At 65.4% G+C, this 21,517-nt stretch carries 19 protein-coding genes; 12 read left to right on the plus strand and 7 right to left on the minus strand.

The window, feature by feature from the left end:
- The first annotated feature begins 546 nt into the window (after positions 1-546).
- From C1924_RS02020 to C1924_RS02040, 5 genes are all read left to right on the plus strand, one after another.
- Positions 547-918 (plus strand): hypothetical protein, encoded by a 372-nt coding sequence (locus C1924_RS02020; RefSeq protein ID WP_108763843.1) that lies wholly within the window; start codon positions 547-549, stop codon positions 916-918.
- Positions 919-1,145: 227 nt separating this feature from the next.
- Positions 1,146-1,556 (plus strand): EF-hand domain-containing protein, encoded by a 411-nt coding sequence (locus tag C1924_RS02025; protein ID WP_108763844.1) that lies wholly within the window; start codon positions 1,146-1,148, stop codon positions 1,554-1,556.
- Between the two features lie 96 nt (positions 1,557-1,652).
- The gene (locus tag C1924_RS02030) at positions 1,653-2,405 is read left to right on the plus strand and encodes an HAD family hydrolase (RefSeq protein WP_108763845.1); all 753 of its coding nucleotides are present in this window, start codon (positions 1,653-1,655) and stop codon (positions 2,403-2,405) included.
- A 31-nt stretch (positions 2,406-2,436) separates the two neighbouring features.
- Entirely contained in the window at positions 2,437-2,925 is a 489-nt protein-coding gene (locus C1924_RS02035) for a hypothetical protein (protein WP_108763846.1), read from the plus strand.
- A 140-nt stretch (positions 2,926-3,065) separates the two neighbouring features.
- On the plus strand, positions 3,066-4,430 hold the full coding sequence (locus tag C1924_RS02040; protein WP_108763847.1) for a VOC family protein: 1,365 nt from the start codon (positions 3,066-3,068) through the stop codon (positions 4,428-4,430).
- Positions 4,431-4,560: 130 nt separating this feature from the next.
- Here C1924_RS02040 and C1924_RS02045 read toward each other — a convergent pair whose 3' ends face one another.
- On the minus strand, positions 4,561-6,075 hold the full coding sequence (locus C1924_RS02045) for an acetyl-CoA hydrolase/transferase family protein (RefSeq protein ID WP_108763848.1): 1,515 nt from the start codon (positions 6,073-6,075) through the stop codon (positions 4,561-4,563).
- A 401-nt stretch (positions 6,076-6,476) separates the two neighbouring features.
- Between C1924_RS02045 and glnE the strand changes: the two genes are divergently transcribed.
- Positions 6,477-9,272 (plus strand): bifunctional [glutamate--ammonia ligase]-adenylyl-L-tyrosine phosphorylase/[glutamate--ammonia-ligase] adenylyltransferase, encoded by a 2,796-nt coding sequence (glnE, locus tag C1924_RS02050; RefSeq protein WP_108763849.1) that lies wholly within the window; start codon positions 6,477-6,479, stop codon positions 9,270-9,272.
- Positions 9,273-9,367: 95 nt separating this feature from the next.
- Here the strand turns inward: glnE and C1924_RS02055 are convergent, their stop codons facing one another.
- The 3 genes from C1924_RS02055 to C1924_RS02065 all read right to left on the minus strand — a co-directional run bounded on the left by C1924_RS02055 (position 9,368) and on the right by C1924_RS02065 (position 11,370).
- Positions 9,368-9,928, minus strand: a complete 561-nt coding sequence (locus C1924_RS02055; RefSeq protein ID WP_108763850.1) for a queuosine precursor transporter — start codon at positions 9,926-9,928, stop codon at positions 9,368-9,370.
- 109 nt (positions 9,929-10,037) lie between these two features.
- Positions 10,038-10,268 (minus strand): hypothetical protein, encoded by a 231-nt coding sequence (locus C1924_RS02060; RefSeq protein WP_108763851.1) that lies wholly within the window; start codon positions 10,266-10,268, stop codon positions 10,038-10,040.
- 142 nt (positions 10,269-10,410) lie between these two features.
- Entirely contained in the window at positions 10,411-11,370 is a 960-nt protein-coding gene (locus tag C1924_RS02065; protein WP_108763852.1) for a mitochondrial fission ELM1 family protein, read from the minus strand.
- A 126-nt stretch (positions 11,371-11,496) separates the two neighbouring features.
- Here C1924_RS02065 and C1924_RS02070 point away from each other — a divergent pair, with 126 nt between their 5' ends.
- Together C1924_RS02070 and C1924_RS02075 are read left to right on the plus strand one after the other, a co-directional pair.
- Positions 11,497-12,087, plus strand: a complete 591-nt coding sequence (locus C1924_RS02070) for a malonic semialdehyde reductase (RefSeq protein WP_108763853.1) — start codon at positions 11,497-11,499, stop codon at positions 12,085-12,087.
- An 85-nt stretch (positions 12,088-12,172) separates the two neighbouring features.
- Positions 12,173-12,883: a YceI family protein gene (locus C1924_RS02075; protein ID WP_108763854.1), complete on the plus strand. Its 711-nt coding sequence runs from the start codon at positions 12,173-12,175 to the stop codon at positions 12,881-12,883.
- Positions 12,884-13,311: 428 nt separating this feature from the next.
- Here the strand turns inward: C1924_RS02075 and C1924_RS02080 are convergent, their stop codons facing one another.
- A complete protein-coding gene (locus C1924_RS02080; protein ID WP_108763855.1) occupies positions 13,312-13,713 on the minus strand; it encodes a hypothetical protein in 402 nt (133 codons plus the stop codon).
- A gap of 162 nt (positions 13,714-13,875) precedes the next feature.
- Between C1924_RS02080 and C1924_RS02085 the strand changes: the two genes are divergently transcribed.
- On the plus strand, positions 13,876-14,706 hold the full coding sequence (locus C1924_RS02085) for a hypothetical protein (protein WP_108763856.1): 831 nt from the start codon (positions 13,876-13,878) through the stop codon (positions 14,704-14,706).
- 50 nt (positions 14,707-14,756) lie between these two features.
- On the opposite strand, the gene C1924_RS02090 is transcribed toward C1924_RS02085, so the two are convergent.
- Positions 14,757-15,554: a siderophore-interacting protein gene (locus tag C1924_RS02090; RefSeq protein ID WP_108763857.1), complete on the minus strand. Its 798-nt coding sequence runs from the start codon at positions 15,552-15,554 to the stop codon at positions 14,757-14,759.
- Positions 15,555-15,620: 66 nt separating this feature from the next.
- Entirely contained in the window at positions 15,621-16,184 is a 564-nt protein-coding gene (locus tag C1924_RS02095; protein ID WP_108763858.1) for a PadR family transcriptional regulator, read from the minus strand.
- Between the two features lie 638 nt (positions 16,185-16,822).
- On the opposite strand from C1924_RS02095, the gene aceE reads away from it, so the two are divergent.
- The 3 genes from aceE (at position 16,823) to C1924_RS02110 (ending at position 21,517) form a co-directional block, all read left to right on the plus strand.
- On the plus strand, positions 16,823-19,510 hold the full coding sequence (aceE, locus tag C1924_RS02100) for a pyruvate dehydrogenase (acetyl-transferring), homodimeric type (protein WP_108763859.1): 2,688 nt from the start codon (positions 16,823-16,825) through the stop codon (positions 19,508-19,510).
- Positions 19,511-19,715: 205 nt separating this feature from the next.
- Complete coding sequence (locus C1924_RS02105; RefSeq protein ID WP_108763860.1) at positions 19,716-20,483, plus strand: FRG domain-containing protein; 768 nt, start codon at positions 19,716-19,718, stop codon at positions 20,481-20,483.
- A gap of 2 nt (positions 20,484-20,485) precedes the next feature.
- The gene (locus C1924_RS02110) at positions 20,486-21,517 is read left to right on the plus strand and encodes a DUF262 domain-containing protein (RefSeq protein ID WP_108763861.1); all 1,032 of its coding nucleotides are present in this window, start codon (positions 20,486-20,488) and stop codon (positions 21,515-21,517) included.

A 21,517-nucleotide genomic window follows, 5' to 3' on the forward strand; every position in this document is an offset into this window, starting at 1 on the left:
CGTCAACTTCAAAAGCTAGCTATCCGAGCGATGGCGAGGTGGGTCCGGTTGAGGGGGACGCCGTAAATACGTCCATGTAGGCTTGGTCGCGGCTTGCTCGTGTGCGCTGTCCTGCGCACACGGCAAGACCGGGGTTGGGCGTCCTGCCCACCCCGCCTTCGTCAGTTTTCCGCGATCTGTCGGAACGGCGTTCTGCTCTGGTGGGTGCCGACCGTTGGTCGGCACGGATGAATTCATTCGATATCTGACAGATTTCATCCACGCATGGCGTGGATCTACTGGCCGCCGGGAAACTGTCGAAGGCGGGGCGCTGTGGGTTTGCGGGGTGTGAGCCGCATGGATGCGGCGACCAAGCCTACACGGACGTATTTACGGCGTCCCCGCAAACCCACAGTGCCCCGCCATCCCACGGAACGCAGGCTTTTGACGTTGCCGTTGCCGTTGCCGTTGCCGTTGCCGGCCAGCGGCCGGCACTACCGCAGGTGCAGGGCTGCAAGCCCTGCCGATACCCTTACACTCACTACCGCCTCCCAACTGCCCACCCGCATGAACCTTCCCCTGCACTTCGGCCTGCTCGGCTCGCTCGAAGCCGGTGCCATCGCCCTGCTGGTCGGGCTGCTGGTGTACTTCCTCTGGCATCACCTGTGCCGCGCGCTGCGCTGGTCCATGGGCCATGCCATCGGCTGGGCCTGTGTGTTCTCGGTGGCGATCTCCGCCGGCATCGACATGTGGAAGCTGTTCTACATGGGCATCGTGCGGCTGGAGTCGCCGTTGTATGCGCGCATCTTCCTCTCCACCATCCACGACCCCAACGAACTGGGCAGCCGCGTGGTCCTGGAAATTGCCGGTGCGCTTGCCGGTGTTGCCTTGGGATGGGTCTTGTTCAGTGCGCGGTCATCCGCACAGAACGTCGATTGACGCAGGTTTTTCGTTGCGTGCAGGTTAAATCCCGCTGCGCTGAATGCTCGTCTTATGAGTCGCTCACCTGGCCCTAACCACCGTGCTAACGCATGCATGGCAGGCAGTGGTTAATGGGGCGTGTGCACCCCGGTCGCGGGGCAAAATCGATTCAGAAACGCGGTGGCAGGGTAGGTGCCGTGCGGAGACAACACGCCGCGCTACACCACCCAAAGGAGATCCACCTGATGACTATTCGCAACCGCAAGCCCCTGCTCGCCCTGATCGTTGCCGCCGGTAGTGTGCTGGCCGTCCCGGCCATGGCCCAGACCGCCCAGCAGCAGGCAGCCCAGGCACAGAATCAGGCGGCGCAGGCACAGCAGTCGGCGGCCCAGGCGGGCCAGGCGGCTGACCAGGCCTCCAATGCGGCGGCGGCTGCATCGGCGCAGGCCAGTGGCGGCGGCCAGACCTGGGCCAGCATCGATACCGATGGCAACGGCACCATCAGCAAGTCCGAGGCGCAGGTGAACGCGGGCCTGGCCCAGGTGTTCGACCAGGCCGACACCAACAAGGACGGCGAACTGACCGCCGACGAGTACAAGGCCTTCGTGGCCGCCCAGCAGGCGGGGGCGGGCGCGGGCACGGCCGGCGGCAACTGATCGCCGCCTGATTCGGGAAAAACCGGTGCATGGGGACCCGGGCGGCTGTGGCCGCCCGGGTTTTTGTTGCCCGCGTCGCCCCTGTATCCTTGTCGCATGAACGCCTCCACGCCTGCGCGCTCGCGCGCCATCGGCCTGGTCGGTTTTGACGGTGACGACACGCTGTGGAAGAGCGAGGACTACTACCGCAAGGCCGAGCAGGATTACCTGGACCTGCTGTCGCGCTATGTCGATGTGCACGACACCCAGACCGCCCGCCACCTGCTGGAAGTGCAGCAGCGCAACCTGGCCGTGTTCGGCTACGGCGTGAAGGGCATGGTCCTGTCGATGATCGAAGCCGCCATCGACATCACCGGCCAGCGCATCGACGCCAAGGACATCCAGCGCATGCTGGACATCGGCCATGACACCCTGCGCCACCCGGTCGACCTGATCGACGGCGTGCGCGAATCGGTGGCCGCCATCGCCGAGCACTACCCGGTGGTACTGATCACCAAGGGCGATCTGTTCCACCAGGAAGCCAAGATCAATGTGGCCAACCTGCGCGAATTGTTCCCACGCATCGAGATCGTCTCGGAAAAGGACCCGGAGACCTACGCCCGCGTGCTGGCCGAGTTCGACCTGCCGATGCAGCAGTTCGTGATGGTGGGCAACTCGCTGCGTTCGGACATCGAACCGGTGGTGACGCTGGGCGGTTGGGGCGTGCATACCCCGTACGCCGTGACCTGGGCGCATGAAACCCAGCATGGCGTGGCCGACGACGAGCCGCGCATGGTCACCGCCGATACCGCCTGGGATTGGCCGGCCGCGCTGGCTGCCATCGAGGCCAAGGCGGCTGCCACGGCCTGACAGGGCCGGGCGGCTGCGGCAGAATCGGGGCATGAACCGTGTCCCGACCCTGCTGCTGTCGCTCCTGCTGCTGTCGCCCGCCACCGTGCTGGCCCAGCAGACTGCCGAGCGTTCGGCGGCCTATACCGTGGAAACCGGTGACCGTTGGCTGGATGCCCAGCTGCAGGACATCAACCACTACGCCGAACGCTACCCCGATGCCTTCCTCGATGAGGTATCGCGCTATGCCGACGTGCCGCGCGCGTACATCAGCGCGCTGTTCACCACCCATGGCTGGCAGGCCGGCGATATCTACTTCGCCTGCTTCTGGGCCAAGGCCAGCGGCCAGACCTGCCGTGACAGCGTGCGCGCCTTCAGCCAGAACCCCGACGGGGGTTGGGAGGCGGTGGTCACGCGCATGCCGGTGAAGCCGGACAATCTGCACCTCCGCGCCGTGCGCCACGCCGTCGTGGCCAGCTTCGAGCACTGGGACCGGCCGATCACCCTGGATGCCACCCTGAAGCGCCAGCTCAACCGGTAGTGCCGGCCGCTGGCCGGCTCCCGCTGCGTTGCCGGCCAGCGGCCGGCACTAGCGGCATGTTGCTGTGCGTATCGCCGCCATCGCGCACTCCGGCGACAATAGGGTTCTCGCCGTTCCCCGTTCCCGCATTCGAGTGACTGATGAGCGCCTCTTTCGTTTCGCCTGATGTGATCCGCCGCCTGTTCGCCCAGGCCATGTCCCGCATGTACCGCACCGAAGTGCCGCTGTACGGCACCCTGGTGGAACTGGTGGAGCGGATCAACGCGCAGGTGCTGGACCAGGACCCGGCGCTGGCCGCGCAGCTGCAGCGCAACGACGAACGCGCGCGCCTGGACGAAGAGCGGCACGGCGCGATCCGCGTGGGCACCGCGCAGGAACTGGCCACGCTGCGCCGCCTGTTCGCGGTGATGGGCATGTTCCCGGTGGCCTACTACGATCTGTCGGTGGCCGGCGTGCCGGTGCACTCCACGGCATTCCGTCCGCTTACCGGCGCGGCCCTGGCGCAGAACCCGTTCCGCGTGTTCACCTCGCTGCTGCGCCTGGAGCTGATCGAAGACGAGACCCTGCGTGCCGAGTCCGCACGCATCCTCGAGCGCCGCCGCATCTTCACCGAGGGCGCACTGGCACTCATCGACCAGGCCGAGCGTGATGGTGGCCTGTCGCAGGCCGATGCCGAGCGCTTCGTTGCCGAAGCGCTGGAAACCTTCCGCTGGCACGGCGATGCCACTGTTGACCTGCCCACCTACCACGCGCTGCACGATGCGCACCGGCTGGTGGCCGACGTGGTCAGCTTCCGCGGCCCGCACATCAACCACCTCACCCCGCGCACGCTGGATATCGACGCCGCACAGGCGGCCATGATCGAACACGGCATGGCGGCAAAGGCGGTCATCGAAGGCCCGCCGCGCCGCGCCTGCCCGATCCTGCTGCGGCAGACCAGCTTCAAGGCGCTGGAAGAGGCGGTGCATTTCCCGGGTGGCGAAGGTGGCGCTGCCGGTACGCACACCGCGCGCTTTGGCGAAATCGAGCAGCGTGGCCTGGCCCTCACCCCGAAGGGCCGCGCGCTGTACGACCAGCTGCTGGCGCAGGCACGCGACGCCGGTGGCGCCGGCAGCACCGGTGGGGATTACGGCCAGCGCCTGCAGGCGGTGTTCGCCAGCTTCCCCGATGACCACGACACGCTGCGTCAGGAAGGGCTGGGCTATTACCGCTACCAGCTGACCGACGCCGGCCGCGCCGCACCGGAACGCGTGGCCGATCTGCCGGCCGAAGTGCTGGTGGCCACGGGTCTGGCCACGGCCGATCCCATCGTCTACGAAGATTTCCTGCCGGTCAGCGCGGCCGGTATTTTCCAGTCCAACCTGGGCGGCGAAGAACAGCGCGCGTATGCCGCGCACGCCAACCGCGAAGCGTTCGAGCAGGCGATGGGCGTGGCGGTGAACGATGAGTTCGAGATCTACGAGCTGCTGCAGGCTGAATCGCTGGCAGCGCTGCGCACGGTTTGAAGGTAGCGCCGGCCGCTGGCCGGCTTTTCCGACAGCCGGCCAGCGGCCGGCTCTACCTGGGGTCAGATCCCTTTCCGTATCCGGGGTCAGATCCCTTTTCGGCAGAAAAGGGCTCTGACCCCGAACGCCATCACGCCTTCATCGTGCCGGTATCCAGCCAACGCTGGTGCCACGACAACGCTTCCGGCAGCAGGTGCGGGGTATGCTTGCCGTAGCTCTCGCGGCTGGCGCGGTCGAAGTAATCCTGCAGCTGCGGGCGGAAATCCGGGTGCGCGCAGTTGTCGATCAGCACCTGCGCGCGCTTGCGCGGGGTCAGTCCGCGCAGATCGGCCAGGCCCTGTTCGGTCACGATCACCGACACGTCGTGTTCGGTGTGATCGACGTGGCTGGCCATCGGCACGATCGCCGAAATGGTGCCGTTCTTTGCCGTGGACGGGCTCAGGAACGCCGACAGGAAACCGTTGCGGGCGAAGTCACCCGAACCGCCGATGCCGTTCATGATGCGGGTGCCCATCACGTGCGTCGAATTGACGTTGCCGTAGAGGTCCACTTCGATCATGCCGTTCATGCCGATGCAGCCCAGGCGGCGCACCAGTTCCGGGTGGTTGGAGATTTCCTGCGTGCGCATGATGATGCGCTCGCGGTAGAAATCGATGCGTTCCTTGAACGTCTCGTTGGCCTGCGGGCTCAGCGCGAAGCCGGTGCACGAGGCATAGCTCAGCACGCCGTCACGCAGCAGGTCCAGCATGCCGTCCTGGATCACCTCGGTGAACGCGGCCAGATCGCGGAAACCGCTCTTGGCCAGGCCGGCCAGCACCGCATTGGGAATGTTGCCCACGCCCGACTGCAGCGGCAGCAGGTTCGGCGGCAGGCGGCCCTTCTTCACCTCGTGCTGCAGGAACTCGATCAGGTGCGAAGCAATCTGCTCGCTGGTCGCATCGATCGGGCTGAACGGGCTGTTGCGGTCCGGGCCGTTGGTGCGCACCACCGCCACGATCTTGTCCGGGTCGCAGCGCAGCGCGGTATCACCGATGCGGTCGTTGGCATTGACCAGCGGAATCGGCTTGCGGTGCGGCGGCAGTGCGGTGCCGTAGTAGATGTCATGCATGCCGTCCACGCCGGCCGGCTGCCAGTCGTTGACCTCGACGATGACCTTCTTGGCCAGGTCCAGCCAGGTCTTGTTGTTGCCCACCGAGGTGGAAGGCACCAGCGAACCGTCCTCGCGGATGGCCGACACCTCGATCACCGCCGTGTCGATCTCGCCGTAGAAGCCGAACCACACATGCTGGGCGACATGGCTCAGGTGGATGTCGATGTAATCCAACTTGCCCTCGTTGATGCGGTTGCGCGCATCCGGGTCGCTCTGGAACGGCATGCGCATGGCGATGCCATCGGCCTTGGCCAGCGCGCCATCCAGTTCCGGTGCGGTCGAGGCGCCGGTCATCAGCTTGATCTGGAACGGCTGGCCCTGGGCGTGCACCGCCTCGATGCGGCGGGCGAGTTCGACCGGAACGGCCTTGGGGTAACCGGAACCGGTGAAGCCACTCATGGCGACGGTTTCACCGGGCTGGATCAGCGCGGCTGCGGCCTCGGCGGAGACCACGCGGTCACGGAGACGCGCGTTGGCGATGCGATCAACAGACATGACGACACGTGTTTCAGGGGGGAATGGCGATTATCGGCCATCCCCTGCCGTACGGGGCGTTCTACCTTCGTGGAATGGCTTTTCCGGGCTGCGGGCTACCGTACCCACCAGTTCTGTTTTGCAGTGCAGCGTGCAATGTCCTTCCGCAGCCCGCAGGATGGCCCTGCATCCCGACGTGGGGGAGGGAGCAGAGCCCGCTGGCAGTTCGCTGCAAGCGGGCTTTTTTATTGCTCGATGCCCAAGCTGAATACGCGCTGGGCGGGGTCGGATCCTTTTGCCAACGGCAAAAGGCTCTGACCCCATCCGCGGTAATCAAGGGGGTCAGAGCCCTTTGCCGATGGCAAAGGGATCCGACCCCATCCGGCCAGCGGCCGGCACTACCGGGTCGATACAATCGGGGCATGACCCTCGCCCCCGCTGAACTGCCCGCCACCCTGCAGCCTCTGGTCGACCGCGCGCTGGCGCGCCTGTCCCAGGCCGTGCCCGAGCCGCTCCCCGCCGAACAGCTGCCGTTCCTGGCCGCCCTGGCGGTGGCCAGCGACTTCGCCCTGGACACCCTGGTGCGTCAGCCGGCCCTGCTGGCCCATCTGGCCCAGCCCGGCTGCCCGCCGCTGCCACCGCCCGTGCTGGACCCGCAGCAGCCCAGCGATTGGCCCGCGCAGCTGCGCCGCTGGCGCACCGCCATGTCCACCCGCCTGGTCTGGCGCGATCTGGCCGGCCTGGATGACGTGCCGCAGACCCTGGCCGGCGCCACCACCCTGGCCGAAGCGTGCCTGCGCCTGGCGCTGGACGCGCTGCAGCAGGAATTCGCCCAGCGCCACGGCGTCATCCGCGACGACCACGGCCAGCCCCTGCAGCTGGTGGTGTTCGGCCTGGGCAAGCTGGGCGGTGGCGAGCTCAACTTCAGTTCCGATATCGATCTGGTCTACGCCTACGCCCAGGGCGGCGAATCCGATGGCCCGCGCCCGCTGGCGGCTGAGGAATACTTCGCCCGCCTCGGCCAGCGCCTGGCCAAGCTGCTGGACGACACCACCGTCGATGGGTTCAGCCACCGCGTCGACCTGCGCCTGCGCCCGTTCGGCAGTGCCGGCCGCGTGGCGTTGTCGTTCGCGGCGATGGACCAGTACTTCCAGCGCGAGGGCCGCGACTGGGAACGCTACGCCTGGTTGAAGGCGCGCGCGGTGGCGGGCGATATCGCCGCCGGTGAAGCGTGGCTGCAGACCCTGCGTCCGTTCGTCTACCGGCGCTATCTCGATTTCACCGCGCTGGACGGCCTGCGCGAGATGAAAGCGGCGATCACCGCCGAGGTCGCGCGCCGCGAGCTGCACGAAGACATCAAGCGTGGTGCCGGTGGCATCCGCGAAATCGAATTCCTGTGCCAGGCGCTGCAGCTGATCCGCGCCGGGCGCGAGCCCGTGCTGCGCGAGCGGCGCCTGCTGGTGGCCCTGCCCGCGCTGGTCAACGCCGGCCAGATCGCGCCCGAAGATGGTGCCGCGCTGGGCGAGGCCTATCTGTTCCTGCGCCGGCTGGAAAACCGCCTGCAGATGCTGCGCGACGCACAGACCCACGTGCTGCCCAGCGATCCGCTCGATCGCCAGCGCATCGCCCTCGGCCTGGGCTACCCGGCGTGGGATGACCTGCGCGCGGCCCTGACCGCGCAGCAGCAGCGCGTCAGCACCGAATTTGCCGCGCTGCTGGCCCCGCGCAAGGGGCAGGCCGCCCCCGACGCGCTGGCCAGCTACTGGCGCAGCCTGCCCGAAGGCAGCAACAGCGAACTGCTGGCCGAGGCCGGTTTCTTCGATGCCAACGGCGCCGACCAGTCACTGCGCGATTTCGCCCAGAGCACCGGCGTGAAGTCATTGTCCGATGCCGCGCGTGCGCGCCTGGACCGCGTGTTGCCGGCGCTGCTGCATGCCGCCACGCGTTCGCCGCAGCCCGATGCCGCACTCAAGCGCGTGCTGGGCCTGCTGCAGGCGGTACTGCGCCGGACCAGCTATCTGGCGCTGCTGGACGAACAACCCAGCGCCCTGGCGCGGCTCGTGGACGTGCTGGCGCGCAGCGCGCTGCTGGCCGAACGCCTGGTGGCCTATCCGCTGCTGCTGGACGAACTGCTGGATGTACGCGTCTCCGGGCCGATGCCGGATTTCGCCGGCATGCTGGCCGAATGCCAGCAGGTGCTGCCGGTGGAAGATCCCGAGTCGCAACTGCGCTGGCTCAATGAAACGCGGCTGGCCCTCAGCTTCCGCATGGCGATGGCCACGCTGGATGGCCGCCAGGGTGCCGTGGACAGTACCCGCCAACTGGCCGAACTGGCGCAGGCGGTGGTCATCACCGTGCTGAAACTGGCCGAGGCGGACATGCGCGCCGCGCATGGCATCGTGCCCGGAGGCCGCTTCGCCATCATCGGCTACGGCAGCCTGGGCGGGTTGGAACTGGGCTTCGGCTCGGATCTGGATCTGGTGTTCCTGCACGACCATCCTGCCGGCCTGGACGCCAGCGACGGCGCTCGCCCACTGGAACCTGGGCGCTGGTATGCGCGCCTGGCGCAGAAGGTGATGGCCCTGCTGGGCGCGGTCACCGCCGCCGGCCGCCTGTACGACATCGATGTGCGCCTGCGCCCGGATGGCGGCAAGGGCTCGCTGGTGTCCTCGTTGGCCAGCTACACCGAATACCAGCGCGAACGCGCCTGGACCTGGGAACACCAGGCCCTGGTACGCGCTCGCGGCGTGGCGGGTGACGCCAGCCTGCTGGCTGACTTCGAGCAGGTACGCGCACAGACCCTGGGGCGCGCGCGCGACCCCGGCACGCTGTATGCCGACGTGCTGAAGATGCGCGGGCGCATGCGCACCGAACTGGACCGCAGCGATGCGGCGCGGCTGGACCTGAAACAGGGTGCGGGTGGCGTGGTCGATCTGGAGTTCCTGCTGCAGACCGGCGTGCTGGATCGTGCCGTCCAGCACACCGCGCTGCTGCAGCCGCGCGATACACCCTCGCTGATTGATGCGCTGGCGGCTGCCGGTTTCCTGCCGGTTGGAACCGCACACGCGTTGCACGGCGCGCATGCCACGCTGCTGGACGTGGGCCTGGCCTGCACGCTGGATCGTCGCCCGCGGCTGGCGCCCACCACCCCGGCAATTGAAGAAGCGTGTGCGGCGATCCGTGCCGCGTGCGTGGCGGCGGAACTGCCGTTTGCCTGATCTTCAAGGGTAGATGCCAACCTTGGTTGGCATGAATGCAATGACCGGGCGGGAACCCGCTTTGGTAGGTGCCGACCGTTGGTCGGCACGCTCCGTCACCGCGCGCTGCGCAGCGGCGCCATCTTCCACAACAACGCACGGAACGGGGCCAGCAGGCACACGCCGATGGCCAGCTTCACTGCCAGATCGCCCGCCGCCCAACTCACCCACGGCAGGCCAGAACCGACAAACGCGATGGACCAGAAGATGATCGTGTCCAACGTCGCGCTGCAGGTGGTAGCCACCATCGGTGCACGCCACCAACTGCCACGGCGCAGGCGGTCGAACACGGTGATGTCCAGCAGCTGGGCCACGATGAAGGCCGTGCACGAGGCAATGGCGATGCGCGGCGTTGCCACCCACACCGACAGCAGCACCGCCACCAGGAAGCCGACCCACGCCACGCGGCGGGCAGGGCCCGGGCCGAAGCGGCGGTTGATCAGGTTGCTCACCAGGAATGCGACCGGGTAGCTGAAGGCGCCCCACGTCAGCCAATCGTTGATGGGGTACTGCACCAGCACGTTGGACAGCAGCACCACCGCGCCCATGGCCAGCACTGCCAGCACGAGCGCGCGCGGGGTCAGCGGGGCAAACACAGGGTCAGGACGCACGGACATGGCGAGCCGGGGGAAAGAGGGAACCGCCCATTATCCGCCCGGCCACGCGCAACACCAACATCGTCGGTTCAGCCTGGTGGCTGGAAACGCGGCGGGAGCGAGGCGTGCATCAGCGCCGGATTTCCACGTCGACGCCCTTGCTGGAGAGCTCTTTGCGACACTCAGCGCTGACCGGCGCGATTGGCAGCGGCAATGGGCCATCGCGTGAATCGCGCAGCGCTGGCTGCTCGCGATAGGCATCCAGCTGTTGCTGGCACTGGTAGGAGAGCGGGTCCAGTTCGGTGGGCGAACTCACGCAGGCGGTGAGCAGGGTGAGTGGCAGCAGGCACAGCAGGCGCATGGGAACTCCATTTCCGGGGAAGGCCTGGACCATCCTAAAGGGCATGGGCGCCCGTGCAACGGTAGAGCCGGCCGCTGGCCGGCTGATGTGCGGGGTTGCCGGCCAGCGGCCGGCACTACCCGTTGCTGGCCGGCAGCCGGCGCTACGCCAGGGTCAGGCGCGCGCTGACTTCGGCGGCCACCCGCGCGGTTTCACGCAGGGGCTCGATGCGGTCGTGCTGCCAATCCAGCCAGCGCGTCTGCAGCCGACCACGTTCGTGCAACTGCTGCTGGAAGCGGGCCAGTCGCCCCTGTGCGGTGTCGGCCAGGGCCACCATCACCGGCAGGCGCGTGGCGCTGGCTTCGGACAGCAGGTTCACCGAATCGGGCGATACCACCACCCGGTCGGCCCAGCCCAGCAGGCCGGCATAGGGGTTCACGCCGTCGCCGCCATCACCCCAGATCACGTGCGGCAGGTGGGCGAACATCGCGCGCAGCACATCGGCCAGGGCGGGCGGCGTGCGTCGCGAGGTGGTGGCCAGCAGGCTGCCGCCCTCGCTGCCTATCTGTTCGGCGAGTGCCTTGAACACCGCCACCATCGCCGTCTCGTCCCACGGGGCCAACGGCGTCGGCCCGCCCACCAGCAATGCGGTGCGTGGGCCGGGCAGGGCGCTGAAGTCGGCAAACGCGGCACGGCCCAGCGCCAGCCAGTCATCGTCCACCGGGTTCAGGCTGCCCACCAGGGTGAGCACGTTGCTGCCACGCAGGGCATCATGTTCGGGCACCACCACCAGATCCCAATGACGGGCAGGCAGCCTCGGGTCGAGAATCTGCACCGTGCGGCTGCCGCGCCCACGCAGCACGCGCAGCGCACCGGCCGCCTGGCGGCCACAGCCGATGGCCAGCGCGGGGGCCTGCGCCGCCAACGCGGCAAAGTCCTCGCCATAGCCATTCACATCGCCGGGCAGGCGCCGCGGCGCGAGCCACCGCCACGGCGCGCGGGGCTGCAGCACCAGCGGGTGGTGGGTGCCCTGGCGCAGCGCCGAGGCCAGCGCGACCGCCTGGCGGACATTGCCCGCACGGCCGTCAGTGACCGTCCACGGCGCGCTCGATCGTTTCACCATTGGCATTAATTCGTTTCAGCCCTGCTGGGTGTTGCAACAGTCGCGACACTCTACACTCCTGATCGTCGTTTCGCCCTGCGCCTGCCGCGGGCACTGACTTCCCTTTGTTGCCCTGGAGATCCACCGATGTCCCACGCGCTCGACGCTGCTGCACTGGACCAGTTGTTCCGCACTGCCCGTACCCAGAACGCCTTCCTCGACACGCCGGTGGAAGACGCCCAGCTGCACGCCCTGTACGAGCTGGTGAAGTGGGGCCCGACCGCTGCCAACGGCAGCCCGGCGCGCTTCGTGTTCGTGAAGTCGGCAGAAGCCAAGGCCAAGCTGGCCCCGGCGCTGTCCGAAGGCAACCACGACAAGACCCTGGCCGCCCCGGTCACCGTCATCGTCGGCTTCGATCAGGATTTCCACGAAAAGCTGCCGTACCTGTTCCCGCACACCGATGCCAAGGCCTGGTTCGACGGCCCGCGTGAAGGCCGCCACGAAGGCGCGTTCCGCAACGGCAGCCTGCAGGGCGCCTACCTCATCCTGGCCGCACGCGCGCTGGGCCTGGATGCCGGCCCGATGTCCGGCTTCGACAATGCCAAGGTCGACGAAGCATTCTTCGCCGGTACCAGCATCAAGTCGAATTTCCTGGTCAACCTGGGGTACGGTGACCCCTCGGGGCTGTTCCCCCGTCTGCCGCGCCTGTCGTTCGACGAAGCGGCGCGCATCGCGTAAGTCGCTGTATCGGTTTCGGGCCGCCCCCTTGGCGGCCTCTGCTGCACCCTTGGTACCCACCCTACGATTCCGGAGAGTTCCTCAGATGAGCGCCACCCGTAAACTGCTGCTGCCGCTGGCCCTGACCCTGGCCATCGCCGCCTGCTCCAAGCCGGCCGACACCGCTGCCCCGGCCGCTGATGCCGCTGCACCGGCCACCACCGAACAGGCTGCTGCCACCCCGGCTGCTGATGCCGCCGCTGCCGCCCCGGCTGCCGAAGCGATCCAGATCGCCTCGGGCACCTACAAGCTCGATCCGAGCCACACCGACGTGCTGGCCCAGTGGAGCCACTTCGGCTTCTCGCACCCGAGCGCGCATTTCGGCAACGCTGAAGGCACCCTGGTGTACGACGCTGCCGACGTGACCAAGTCCACCGTGGAAGTGAAGCTGCCGCTGAGCGGCCTGAACAGCTTCACCGCCAAGTTCGACGAACACCTGAAGAGCGCCGATTTCTTCGACGCCGCCAAGTTTGCCGATGCCACCTTCAAGAGCACCAAGGTGGAAGCCGCCGGCACCAACAAGCTGACCGTCACCGGTGACCTGACCATCAAGGGCATCACCAAGCCGGTCACCCTGGATGTCACCATCAACGGCGGTGGCGAGCACCCGATGGCCAAGGTGCCGGCCGCTGGCTTCGATGCCACCACCACCCTGAAGCGCAGCGATTTCGGCGTCGGCGCCTACGCCCCGAACGTCAGCGATGAAGTGAACATCCGCATCACCACCGAAGCTACCGGCGAAAAGCCGGCGGCGTGATGTAACCCGCTCACTCGTTGTGAGAAGGCAGAAGGCCCGCTGAAAAGCGGGCCTTCTTTTTTCTGGTGGAGTGGGGTGACCGCGCGGGAACCCGCTTTGGCTTGGGCCTGCGCCGGGACCTGCTTCCGGTAGAGTCGACTGTTAGTCGACTGCTTTTGGGGGATGCCCGAATCCCGCGCCATGCGCTAGTCGACCAACGGTCGACTCTACCCCCGTTGGAATATCCGGAATTCTGCCGGCCAGCGGCCGGCACTACCGCGCTCAGCGCTGGGCAATCAACCACGCGGCGCAGGCAGAGTCGACTGTTAGTCGATTGCGCTTCGCGGTGCGCCGGAATCGCGCGCTGCGCGCGCTAGTCGACCAACGGTCGACTCTACCCCCGTCGCGATATCCGGAATTCTGCCGGCCAGCGGCCGGCACTATCGCGCTCAGCGCTGGGCAATCAACCACGCGGCGCAGGCTTCGCTCGGGCTCTGCTTGGCCTTCACCGTCATGCCGCTGGCGCGTACGAAGGTCTGCGCGGCCTGCGCCACCACGTTGCGGGCGATCAACGCGGCCTGCTTGGTGGCGGCCTGCTGCTTGCGCAGCTGCACGATATGCACCGAGGGGCGGCCTGCCGGCGCGTACTTCTGGTCGCGGCGCAGCACGTCGGCTACCTGGGCCACTTCAAATTCGGCCTGCAGGAAACGGTGCTCGGCCTCCAGCAGCTCGCGCAGCGGCGCGCGCAGTGCCGCCGGGTCGGCGAAGGCGGCCAGTGCCGTGTCGCAAACAGCATCATCAGCGAAGCGGGTGCGCAGCTTGTCGATGCCGGCCAGGGTCAGTTTGCCCATGGAGGGCCTCACAGATGCGGGAAAGGAGCGCGATTGTGGCAGAGAACGTCGCAACGCGTTCCTGTAGAGCCGAACCCATGCTCGGCCTGCCTCGCCAAAAGCAGCCGAGCCTGGGCTCGGCCCTACAATGGGCCGCTGTTTCACACCATGGAGGGCAACACGATGCAGGAAGCGCAGTACTGGTTGAACGAATTCTGGGCAGGTCTGAGCGTGCTCGATCTGGCCGTTGGCAGCGTGCTGGGCGTTCTGCTCGGGCTCGGCATCGGCATGGCCCTGTGGTACGCGCTGCATCGCCGCCGCTGGCTGCAGCGTCAACGGCGCTGGCACCACTGGCTGCTGGCCAGCTACGTGGTGCTGCTGCCGCTGGGCACCGCCTTCTTTGGCCTGCAGTTGGGGTTCACTGCGGGTGCGCACCGCGCGCTGCTCAAGCAGATGGACCATTTCCAGCCGCACCTGCAGACCCTGGTGGGCGCGTGGAGCGTCAGCTTCACCGATTCGCTGGATGACCCGCGCATGCGCGAGGCCCTGCGCAGCCAGGGCACGGTGGGGGACGTCGCGGATGCCGTCGCGTCGGCCTATCTGAGCGAGCACCCGCTGCCGCTGGCCGATCGCCTCGGCGATGGCGTGCTGGCGCGTGGTGGCGGCTGGGTCATCGGCAAGGTGCGCGAAGGCGTGCTGCGCGGCCTGGTGGAAGACACCCTGGTGGACAAGGCCGGTGTGGTGGGCGTGGAGCCCAAGGTCGTACGCGAGGCGCTGACCATGCACGTGGACGAACTCCTGCATACGCGCGGCGTGGTGCGGCTGGTGAAGGCGCAGATCAACGGCATGATGCCCGGCGTGTACTTCGGGCTGCTGCTGCCGTGGCTGGTCATCCTGCTGCTGGTGGGGCTGGAAATCTGGGCCGCGCACCGGTTCGGGTGGGTGCGCCGGGTGGCGCCCAACGCGGTCGTGCCGGATGCTGGCCCGCAATTGCAGGATCCGGCCGAGGGTTGATGAGGTTGCCGGCCAGCGGCCGGCACTACCTGGTTCTCACCCACCGTGCCTCAATCGCCGTCGGTTTCGTCCGGGTGTGCCTTCCAGTAACCCGTTGAACGGATCCAGTCGCGCGGTACGCCCAGGTGGCCTTCGATGAACTTGCGCATCATCCGTGCGCGGCGCGATTCGGTGGCAATCCAGTAGAACGTGTCGCCGTCGGGTGCCTCGAAGTCGGTCAGCATGTCTTCCAGCAGCGTGCTGCTGGCTGCCGGGAAGCCGTTGCGCTCCAGCCAGTGGATGCGCACGTTCTCGTACTGCGGCAGGTCCTGGCGCTCGTCCTCGTCGCTCACCTCGATGTACGCCTGCACCTCGGCGCCTTCGGGCAGCACGTCCAGCCAGCGGGCAATGGCCGGCAGCGCGGTTTCATCGCCCATCAGAACGTAGGCGTCGTAATCATCAGCCACCACGAACGAGCCACGCGGGCCGCCGATCGACAGCGTGTCGCCCGGCTGCGCGCGTTCGGCCCACGGCCCGGCAATGCCCTGGTCGTGCAGCACGAAGTCGATGGCCAGCTCGCCGGTCTCGTGGTCCCACCAGCGCGGGGTGTAATCGCGCGCCACCGAATGTTCCTTGCCCTCGGGGTAGCGCGGGCCCTCGGCGGTCATTACCGGCAGCACCATCTCGCCGCTGCTGTTGGGGAAGAACAGCTTGATGTGGTCATCGGGGCCGGGCGAATCGAAACCGGCCAGGTCGGCACCGCCCAGCACCACGCGGCGCATGTGCGGGGTCACGGTCTCGGTGCGCAGTACGGTCAGGTGGCGGAAGCGCACATCCAGGCGCAGCCGCGAATTTTCATGTGAGGTCATTGCAGTACCTGTACTAGGCAAGCGCGCGCCATCGCGCGCGTGGAAGGGGGAACGACCTGGCGGGCGTCAGTCTGGCTCGGTCGGGGTAACACGGTAGGGCGCATCGGCCAGCGCACCGTTCAGCAGGGCCGAGGCGCGCGACAACTGCTCGGCCACCGCCTCGGCCTCGCCCTCGCTCCAGCGGCCGTGGTGGCGCACCAGCGCCTGCTTGAATTCGCGCAGGGCGGTGGCCAGCGGCGGCGGCAGCGAGGCCTTGGTGATCTCGCGGGCGCGGTCGAAGGCGCGGCGCTGGGCCAGGCGTACCTGGGTGCGCTGCACCTTCAGCTCGAATTCGCCCGCCGCGGTGATGCGGAACACGCGGCGGCCGTCCTCTTCTTCCGACGCCACCCAGCCGGCCTGCTCGAAGCTGGCCAGCAGCGGGTACATGGTGCCGGCGCTGGGGGTGTAGGCCTGCATGAACAGCCCGCTGATGTGCTGGATCAGCTCGTAGCCGTGGCGCGGCTGTTCACCAATCAGTGCCAGCACCAGCAGGCGCAGGTCGCCCCGGCTCAGCACCCGCGGCTGACCGTTGCGGCGGGGGATGGCGGGCGCGTCGGGTTTGCTGGTCTTGGCGGTAGCGGTCCGGCTCATTTCGATATATCGGTAACGAGTGTGCAAACGATATATCGATAGGCGGGGCCGGGCAAGCACGCTTTCGGCCACACCGATGTGCAAAATGGGCCACGGGGCCAGGCAGGGCAAGGGGTTGGGGCAGGGCGTGCGCGCGCTGCAAGCCACTATTGCGTGGCCCGGCATCCGTGCCGGGCCACGCAACAGCAACCGCAGAAAGCCCCGGTGGACGGGGCGGGCAGACAACGCGGCGAACCGCTGGAAGGGGCCTGCTCCCCACCGACGGTGCGGACCGACCGACGCAGCGTCCAGAGCCATATGCGACAAGGCTGTCAGATATACGGTGGCGTACCGTCAGACAAGGCCTACGACGGCCCAGATTGCCCTACGGCGGTCATGCGTGGCGGTAACACTGCGTCCTGCACGTGGGCGCAGCAGGCCAAAAGCGACACCCGGCGCGGGGCCATACGGCGGAAAAAACAGAGGGTTAAGCCCACTTGTCCCGGCCCCGCGTGGCCCGGGACAGGCCTTGCGGACATGGGCTTTACGCATCCATACGGCAGCGTAGCCAAACGACGCAAGCCCTTGGTGCGCTACACTTTGCGGTCTAGATATCTATACAACAGTCGCGCGCGTGCGTGCGGTAATTGGGAGCGCTAATGAACTGGTTGAACGAAGTGCTGAACAACGACACCAATCCTGTGGAAACCCAGGAGTGGATCGAGTCGTTGAAGGCCGTCATTGATGTCGAGGGCCCTGAGCGCGCGCATCAGCTGCTGGAAGGCATGGTGGAACTGACCCGTCGTTCGGGTGCGTACCTGCCGTTCTCTCCCACTACCGAATACGTCAACACCATCGATCCGCAGCTGGAGGCCAAGAGCCCGGGCAACGCGGAACTGGAATGGCGCATCCGCTCGATCATCCGTTGGAACGCGATGGCCACCGTCGTGCGTGCCAACCGCAAGCCGGGCGACCTGGGCGGCCACATCGCCTCCTTCGCCTCCGGCGCCACCCTGTACGACGTGGGCTTCAACCACTTCTGGCGCGCCCCCAGCGACAGCCACCCGGGCGACCTGCTGTTCATCCAGGGCCACAGCGCCCCGGGCATCTACTCGCGCGCCTTCCTGGAAGGCCGCATCAGCGAAGAGCAGCTGGACAAGTTCCGTATGGAAGTGGACGGCGGTGGCCTGTCGTCCTACCCGCACCCGTGGCTGATGCCGGACTTCTGGCAGACCCCCACCGTGTCGATGGGCCTGGGCCCGCTGGCCGCCATCTACCAGGCGCAGTTCATGCGCTACCTGGAAAACCGTGGCCTGATCGAAAAGTCCGACCGCAAGGTGTGGTGCTTCATCGGCGACGGCGAGAGCGACGAGCCGGAAACCCTGGGTGCCATCGCGCTGGCCGGCCGTGAAGGCCTGGACAACCTGATCTTCGTGGTGAACTGCAACCTGCAGCGCCTGGATGGCCCGGTGCGCGGCAACGGCAAGATCATCCAGGAACTGGAAGGCGTGTTCCGTGGCGGCGGCTGGAATGTCATCAAGCTGCTGTGGGGCGGTTACTGGGATGCCCTGCTGGCCAAGGACACCAATGGCGTCCTGAAGAAGCTGATGATGGAAACCGTCGACGGCGAATACCAGAACTGCAAGGCCTTCGGCGGCGCGTATACCCGCGAGCATTTCTTCGGCAAGTACCCGGAAACCGCCGCCATGGTGGCCGGTCTTTCCGACGACGACATCTGGCGCCTGAACCGTGGTGGCCACGACCCGCACAAGGTGTACGCCGCCTACCACCAGGCCGTGAACACCAAGGGCATGCCGACCGTCATCCTGGCCAAGACCGTGAAGGGTTACGGCATGGGCAGCGCCGGTGAGGCACTGAACCCGACCCACCAGACCAAGAAGCTGGATGACGAAGCCGTTCGCCACTTCCGCGACCGCTTCAACATTCCGGTGACCGACGCGCAGCTGGCCGATGGCCAGGTGCCGTTCTACCACCCGGGCCCGGATTCGCCGGAAGTGCAGTACCTGCAGGAACGCCGCAGCGCCCTGGGCGGTTACCTGCCGCAGCGCCGCCGCAAGGCCGACAAGAGCTTCAACGCACCGAAGCTGGAAACCTACGAGCGCCTGCTGAAGAGCAGCGGCGAGCGCAGCTATTCCACCACCATGGCCTTCGTGCAGAGCCTGAACATCACCCTGCGTGACAAGGAACTGGGCCCGCACATCGTGCCGATCGTGGCCGACGAAGCCCGTACCTTCGGTATGGAAGGCCTGTTCCGCCAGATCGGCATCTACGCGCCGTTCGGCCAGAAGTACAAGCCGGTCGACGCCGACCAGCTGATGTTCTACCGCGAAGACCAGAGCGGCCAGGTGCTGCAGCAGGGCATCAGCGAGCCGGGCGCCATCAGCTCGTGGATGGCCGCCGGCACCAGCTATTCGGTGAGCAACGTGCCGATGCTGCCGTTCTACATCTACTACTCGATGTTCGGCTTCCAGCGCGTGGGCGACATTGCCTGGCAGGCTGCCGACATGCGTACCCGCGGCTTCCTGCTGGGCGGCACCGCCGGCCGCACCACGCTGAACGGTGAAGGCCTGCAGCACGAAGATGGCTTCAGCCACTTGGTGGCCGGCGGCATTCCCAACGTGCGCAGCTACGACCCGACCTTCGGCTTTGAAGTGACCGTGATTCTGCAGCACGGCACCAAGGCCATGATGGAAGACCAGGTAGACGAGTACTACTACCTGACCCTGATGAACGAAAACTACACCCACCCGGAAATGCCGGAAGGTGCAGCCGAAGGCATCGTGAAGGGCATGTACCTGCTGACCGACGCCGGCAAGCCCAAGAAGGGCGAGCTGCGCGTGCAGCTGCTGGGTTCGGGCACCATCCTGCGTGAAGTGATTGCCGCCGCCGAGCTGCTGGACAAGGACTTCGGCGTGACCGCCGACATCTGGTCCTGCCCGAGCTTCAACGAGCTGCGCCGTGACGGCTTCGATGCCGAGCGTGCCAACCGCTTCCACCCGGAAGGCGAACAGCGCAAGGCCTACGTGACCGAGCTGCTGGAAGGCCGCCAGGGTCCGGCGATTGCCGCCACCGACTACGTGCGTGCGTATGCGGACCAGATCCGCGCGTTCGTGCCGATGTCGTACACCGTGCTGGGCACGGATGGCTTTGGTCGTTCGGATACCCGCGCGAACCTGCGTCGCTTCTTCGAGGTTGACCGGTACTACATCGCGCATGCCGCGATTGCGGCGCTGGCTAAGGATGGGAAGATGACCGGGAAGGATGTGGCCCGGGCGATCAAGCAGTACAAGATTGATCCGGAGAAGGCTAACCCTGTTGGGGTTTGAAGTAGGAACGAGTAAATCTCTACAGAGGGGCGACCAGTTGGTCGCCCCTTCTGCATTTAGGGAGGAACTGCGGGATCTTAGATGAGGCTTGGAGGGATGCGACGAGTAACATGTCGATATCGTGCATCTGCTCAATAAGCGTTATCAATGGGGTAGTGCTCGTGTTACCTTTCTACAAAGAAAAGCTGGGTGCAGGGGGAAAAGAATGGCAGTTGCTGAGATTGAAATTCAATCGCTAGCAGATGTGATGGATAACGTGGAAAAATGGCTTGCGGCCAGTCCGGGTCCGAAGTGGTTTCGAGGATCTGGTAATCATCCAGACTACAAGCTTCTGCCTACGTTGTTTCGACACAGTGGAGTGGTTGGAGACCCTTCGCAAATCCTACCCTTGGAGGCTCGACTAAAGTCCCGATTCTTGCAGACTAGCGCTCCTTTCTTGCGCAACGAGCCAAATACTGATTTTGATTGGCTTTTCCTGCAACAGCATTACGGCGTCCCCACTAGGTTGCTGGATTGGAGTGAGAATCCATATATCGCGTTGTATTTCGCGATTTCGAGCAGTCCCCCGGGGGCGGATGCGTGTGTCTGGATGCTGGATCCTATACTTTGGAACAAGAGTGCTTTGAATAATCCGCACTTGGATAGAGTTCCCGATCCAACTATGCCGACGGCCTTGCAGTTTCTCAGGGACCCCGGGGATGATTTTGCACCCTCTGATCCTATAGCGATCCTAGGCAATCATACTAATAACCGAATAACGGCGCAGAGGGGCACCTTTGTCATGTTCTGCCGGTCGCCGGAGAGCATGGAGTCAAAAGCCTACGCGCCCAATGCGCTTGTTTCGCTTCGAGTTCCAGAAGCTAAGAAGGCGGGGCTTCATAGTAAGCTTTTGAGCATCGGTTATACGCACTCCGTTATCTATCCTGATCTTTCGGGATTGGGTATGGAGATAAAGACTACTTTTGGGTTCTGAATATGGATAACGTCTTTGTCGTTCGGCCGTTCGCTACTAGTAGTATTTCTTGGTGGTACGCGGAACGTGAGCTTCTTGATCTGTCCCCGCCTTACCAGAGGAAGTCTGGCGTGTGGAAGCAGAGTGATCGTGCCTTCCTGATAGACTCCATAATTAACGGGTACGACGTTCCAAAGTTCTATGTTGCAGATTTTAGTTATTCTGGAAGTCGGCTAAACACCAGTGGAAAGCCCTATGCAGTGATTGACGGACGGCAAAGGTTTGAAGCAATATTCGGGTTCCTCGATGGGGAATTTCCACTGAATAAGGACTCAATGTATCTTTCTGATAGTGGAGTTTCGCTGTCTGGATTATATGCCAAGGATCTTCGTGAGAGGCATCCTAGGATAATGTCAAGAATTGAGGCGTTCTCGCTCTCTGTGATGTCCGTCATCACTGACCAGGAGAGCCGAATCAATGATCTATTCATAAGACTTAATAGAAGTAAGTCACTCACCGGCGCAGAGGTCCGGAGTGCAATGCAGGGGGTTGTTCCTGCTTACATACGTGAGATTTCTGAAACTCCGTTCTTTCGCGAGTGTGTTTCGTTCAGTAACTCTAGAAAGCAACATGAGAATGTGGCCGCTAAGCTTCTATTGCTGGAGCACCGGGGTGACTTCGTAGATACAAAAAAGGCTACGCTCGATAGGTTTGTTTCGGAGGCAATGCTTCAGGAGCAGGGCTTTGATAAAGCATTTGATAACGTGAAGAGCGTTCTGTCTAGAATGCGACGAGACTTCGAGAAAGACGATTCGCTATTGAAATCGTCGGGAAATCTTCCCGTCTATTACTGGGTCTACAGGAAGGGCGTAGAAAACCCTGCCGGACATTCGATCAGGGATTGCATTTTTGAGTTTGAAGATCAAAGGAAAAATGGTGCATACGCTGAGGGGCTGTCTGCTTACAGTCTTGCGTCGCGGAGTGCCAATGATGAGTACACCTACAAAACGCGATATGAAATCCTGAGGAGTTTCATTGTTTCTCATGATTGTTGA

Source organism: Stenotrophomonas sp. ESTM1D_MKCIP4_1, from assembly GCF_003086895.1.
Taxonomy (GTDB): domain Bacteria; phylum Pseudomonadota; class Gammaproteobacteria; order Xanthomonadales; family Xanthomonadaceae; genus Stenotrophomonas.

Coding starts and splice junctions, on each gene's coding strand:
- C1924_RS02060 (WP_108763851.1), bottom strand. CDS start 10,268: ATGCGCCTGCTGTGCCTGCTGCCACTCACCCTGCTCACCGCCTGCGTG.
- C1924_RS02055 (WP_108763850.1), bottom strand. CDS start 9,928: ATGTCCGTGCGTCCTGACCCTGTGTTTGCCCCGCTGACCCCGCGCGCG.
- C1924_RS02025 (WP_108763844.1), top strand. CDS start 1,146: ATGACTATTCGCAACCGCAAGCCCCTGCTCGCCCTGATCGTTGCCGCC.
- C1924_RS02045 (WP_108763848.1), bottom strand. CDS start 6,075: ATGTCTGTTGATCGCATCGCCAACGCGCGTCTCCGTGACCGCGTGGTC.
- aceE (WP_108763859.1), top strand. CDS start 16,823: ATGAACTGGTTGAACGAAGTGCTGAACAACGACACCAATCCTGTGGAA.
- C1924_RS02105 (WP_108763860.1), top strand. CDS start 19,716: ATGGCAGTTGCTGAGATTGAAATTCAATCGCTAGCAGATGTGATGGAT.
- C1924_RS02075 (WP_108763854.1), top strand. CDS start 12,173: ATGAGCGCCACCCGTAAACTGCTGCTGCCGCTGGCCCTGACCCTGGCC.
- C1924_RS02020 (WP_108763843.1), top strand. CDS start 547: ATGAACCTTCCCCTGCACTTCGGCCTGCTCGGCTCGCTCGAAGCCGGT.
- C1924_RS02095 (WP_108763858.1), bottom strand. CDS start 16,184: ATGAGCCGGACCGCTACCGCCAAGACCAGCAAACCCGACGCGCCCGCC.
- C1924_RS02090 (WP_108763857.1), bottom strand. CDS start 15,554: ATGACCTCACATGAAAATTCGCGGCTGCGCCTGGATGTGCGCTTCCGC.
- C1924_RS02040 (WP_108763847.1), top strand. CDS start 3,066: ATGAGCGCCTCTTTCGTTTCGCCTGATGTGATCCGCCGCCTGTTCGCC.
- C1924_RS02035 (WP_108763846.1), top strand. CDS start 2,437: ATGAACCGTGTCCCGACCCTGCTGCTGTCGCTCCTGCTGCTGTCGCCC.
- C1924_RS02085 (WP_108763856.1), top strand. CDS start 13,876: ATGCAGGAAGCGCAGTACTGGTTGAACGAATTCTGGGCAGGTCTGAGC.
- glnE (WP_108763849.1), top strand. CDS start 6,477: ATGACCCTCGCCCCCGCTGAACTGCCCGCCACCCTGCAGCCTCTGGTC.
- C1924_RS02110 (WP_108763861.1), top strand. CDS start 20,486: ATGGATAACGTCTTTGTCGTTCGGCCGTTCGCTACTAGTAGTATTTCT.
- C1924_RS02080 (WP_108763855.1), bottom strand. CDS start 13,713: ATGGGCAAACTGACCCTGGCCGGCATCGACAAGCTGCGCACCCGCTTC.
- C1924_RS02065 (WP_108763852.1), bottom strand. CDS start 11,370: ATGGTGAAACGATCGAGCGCGCCGTGGACGGTCACTGACGGCCGTGCG.
- C1924_RS02070 (WP_108763853.1), top strand. CDS start 11,497: ATGTCCCACGCGCTCGACGCTGCTGCACTGGACCAGTTGTTCCGCACT.
- C1924_RS02030 (WP_108763845.1), top strand. CDS start 1,653: ATGAACGCCTCCACGCCTGCGCGCTCGCGCGCCATCGGCCTGGTCGGT.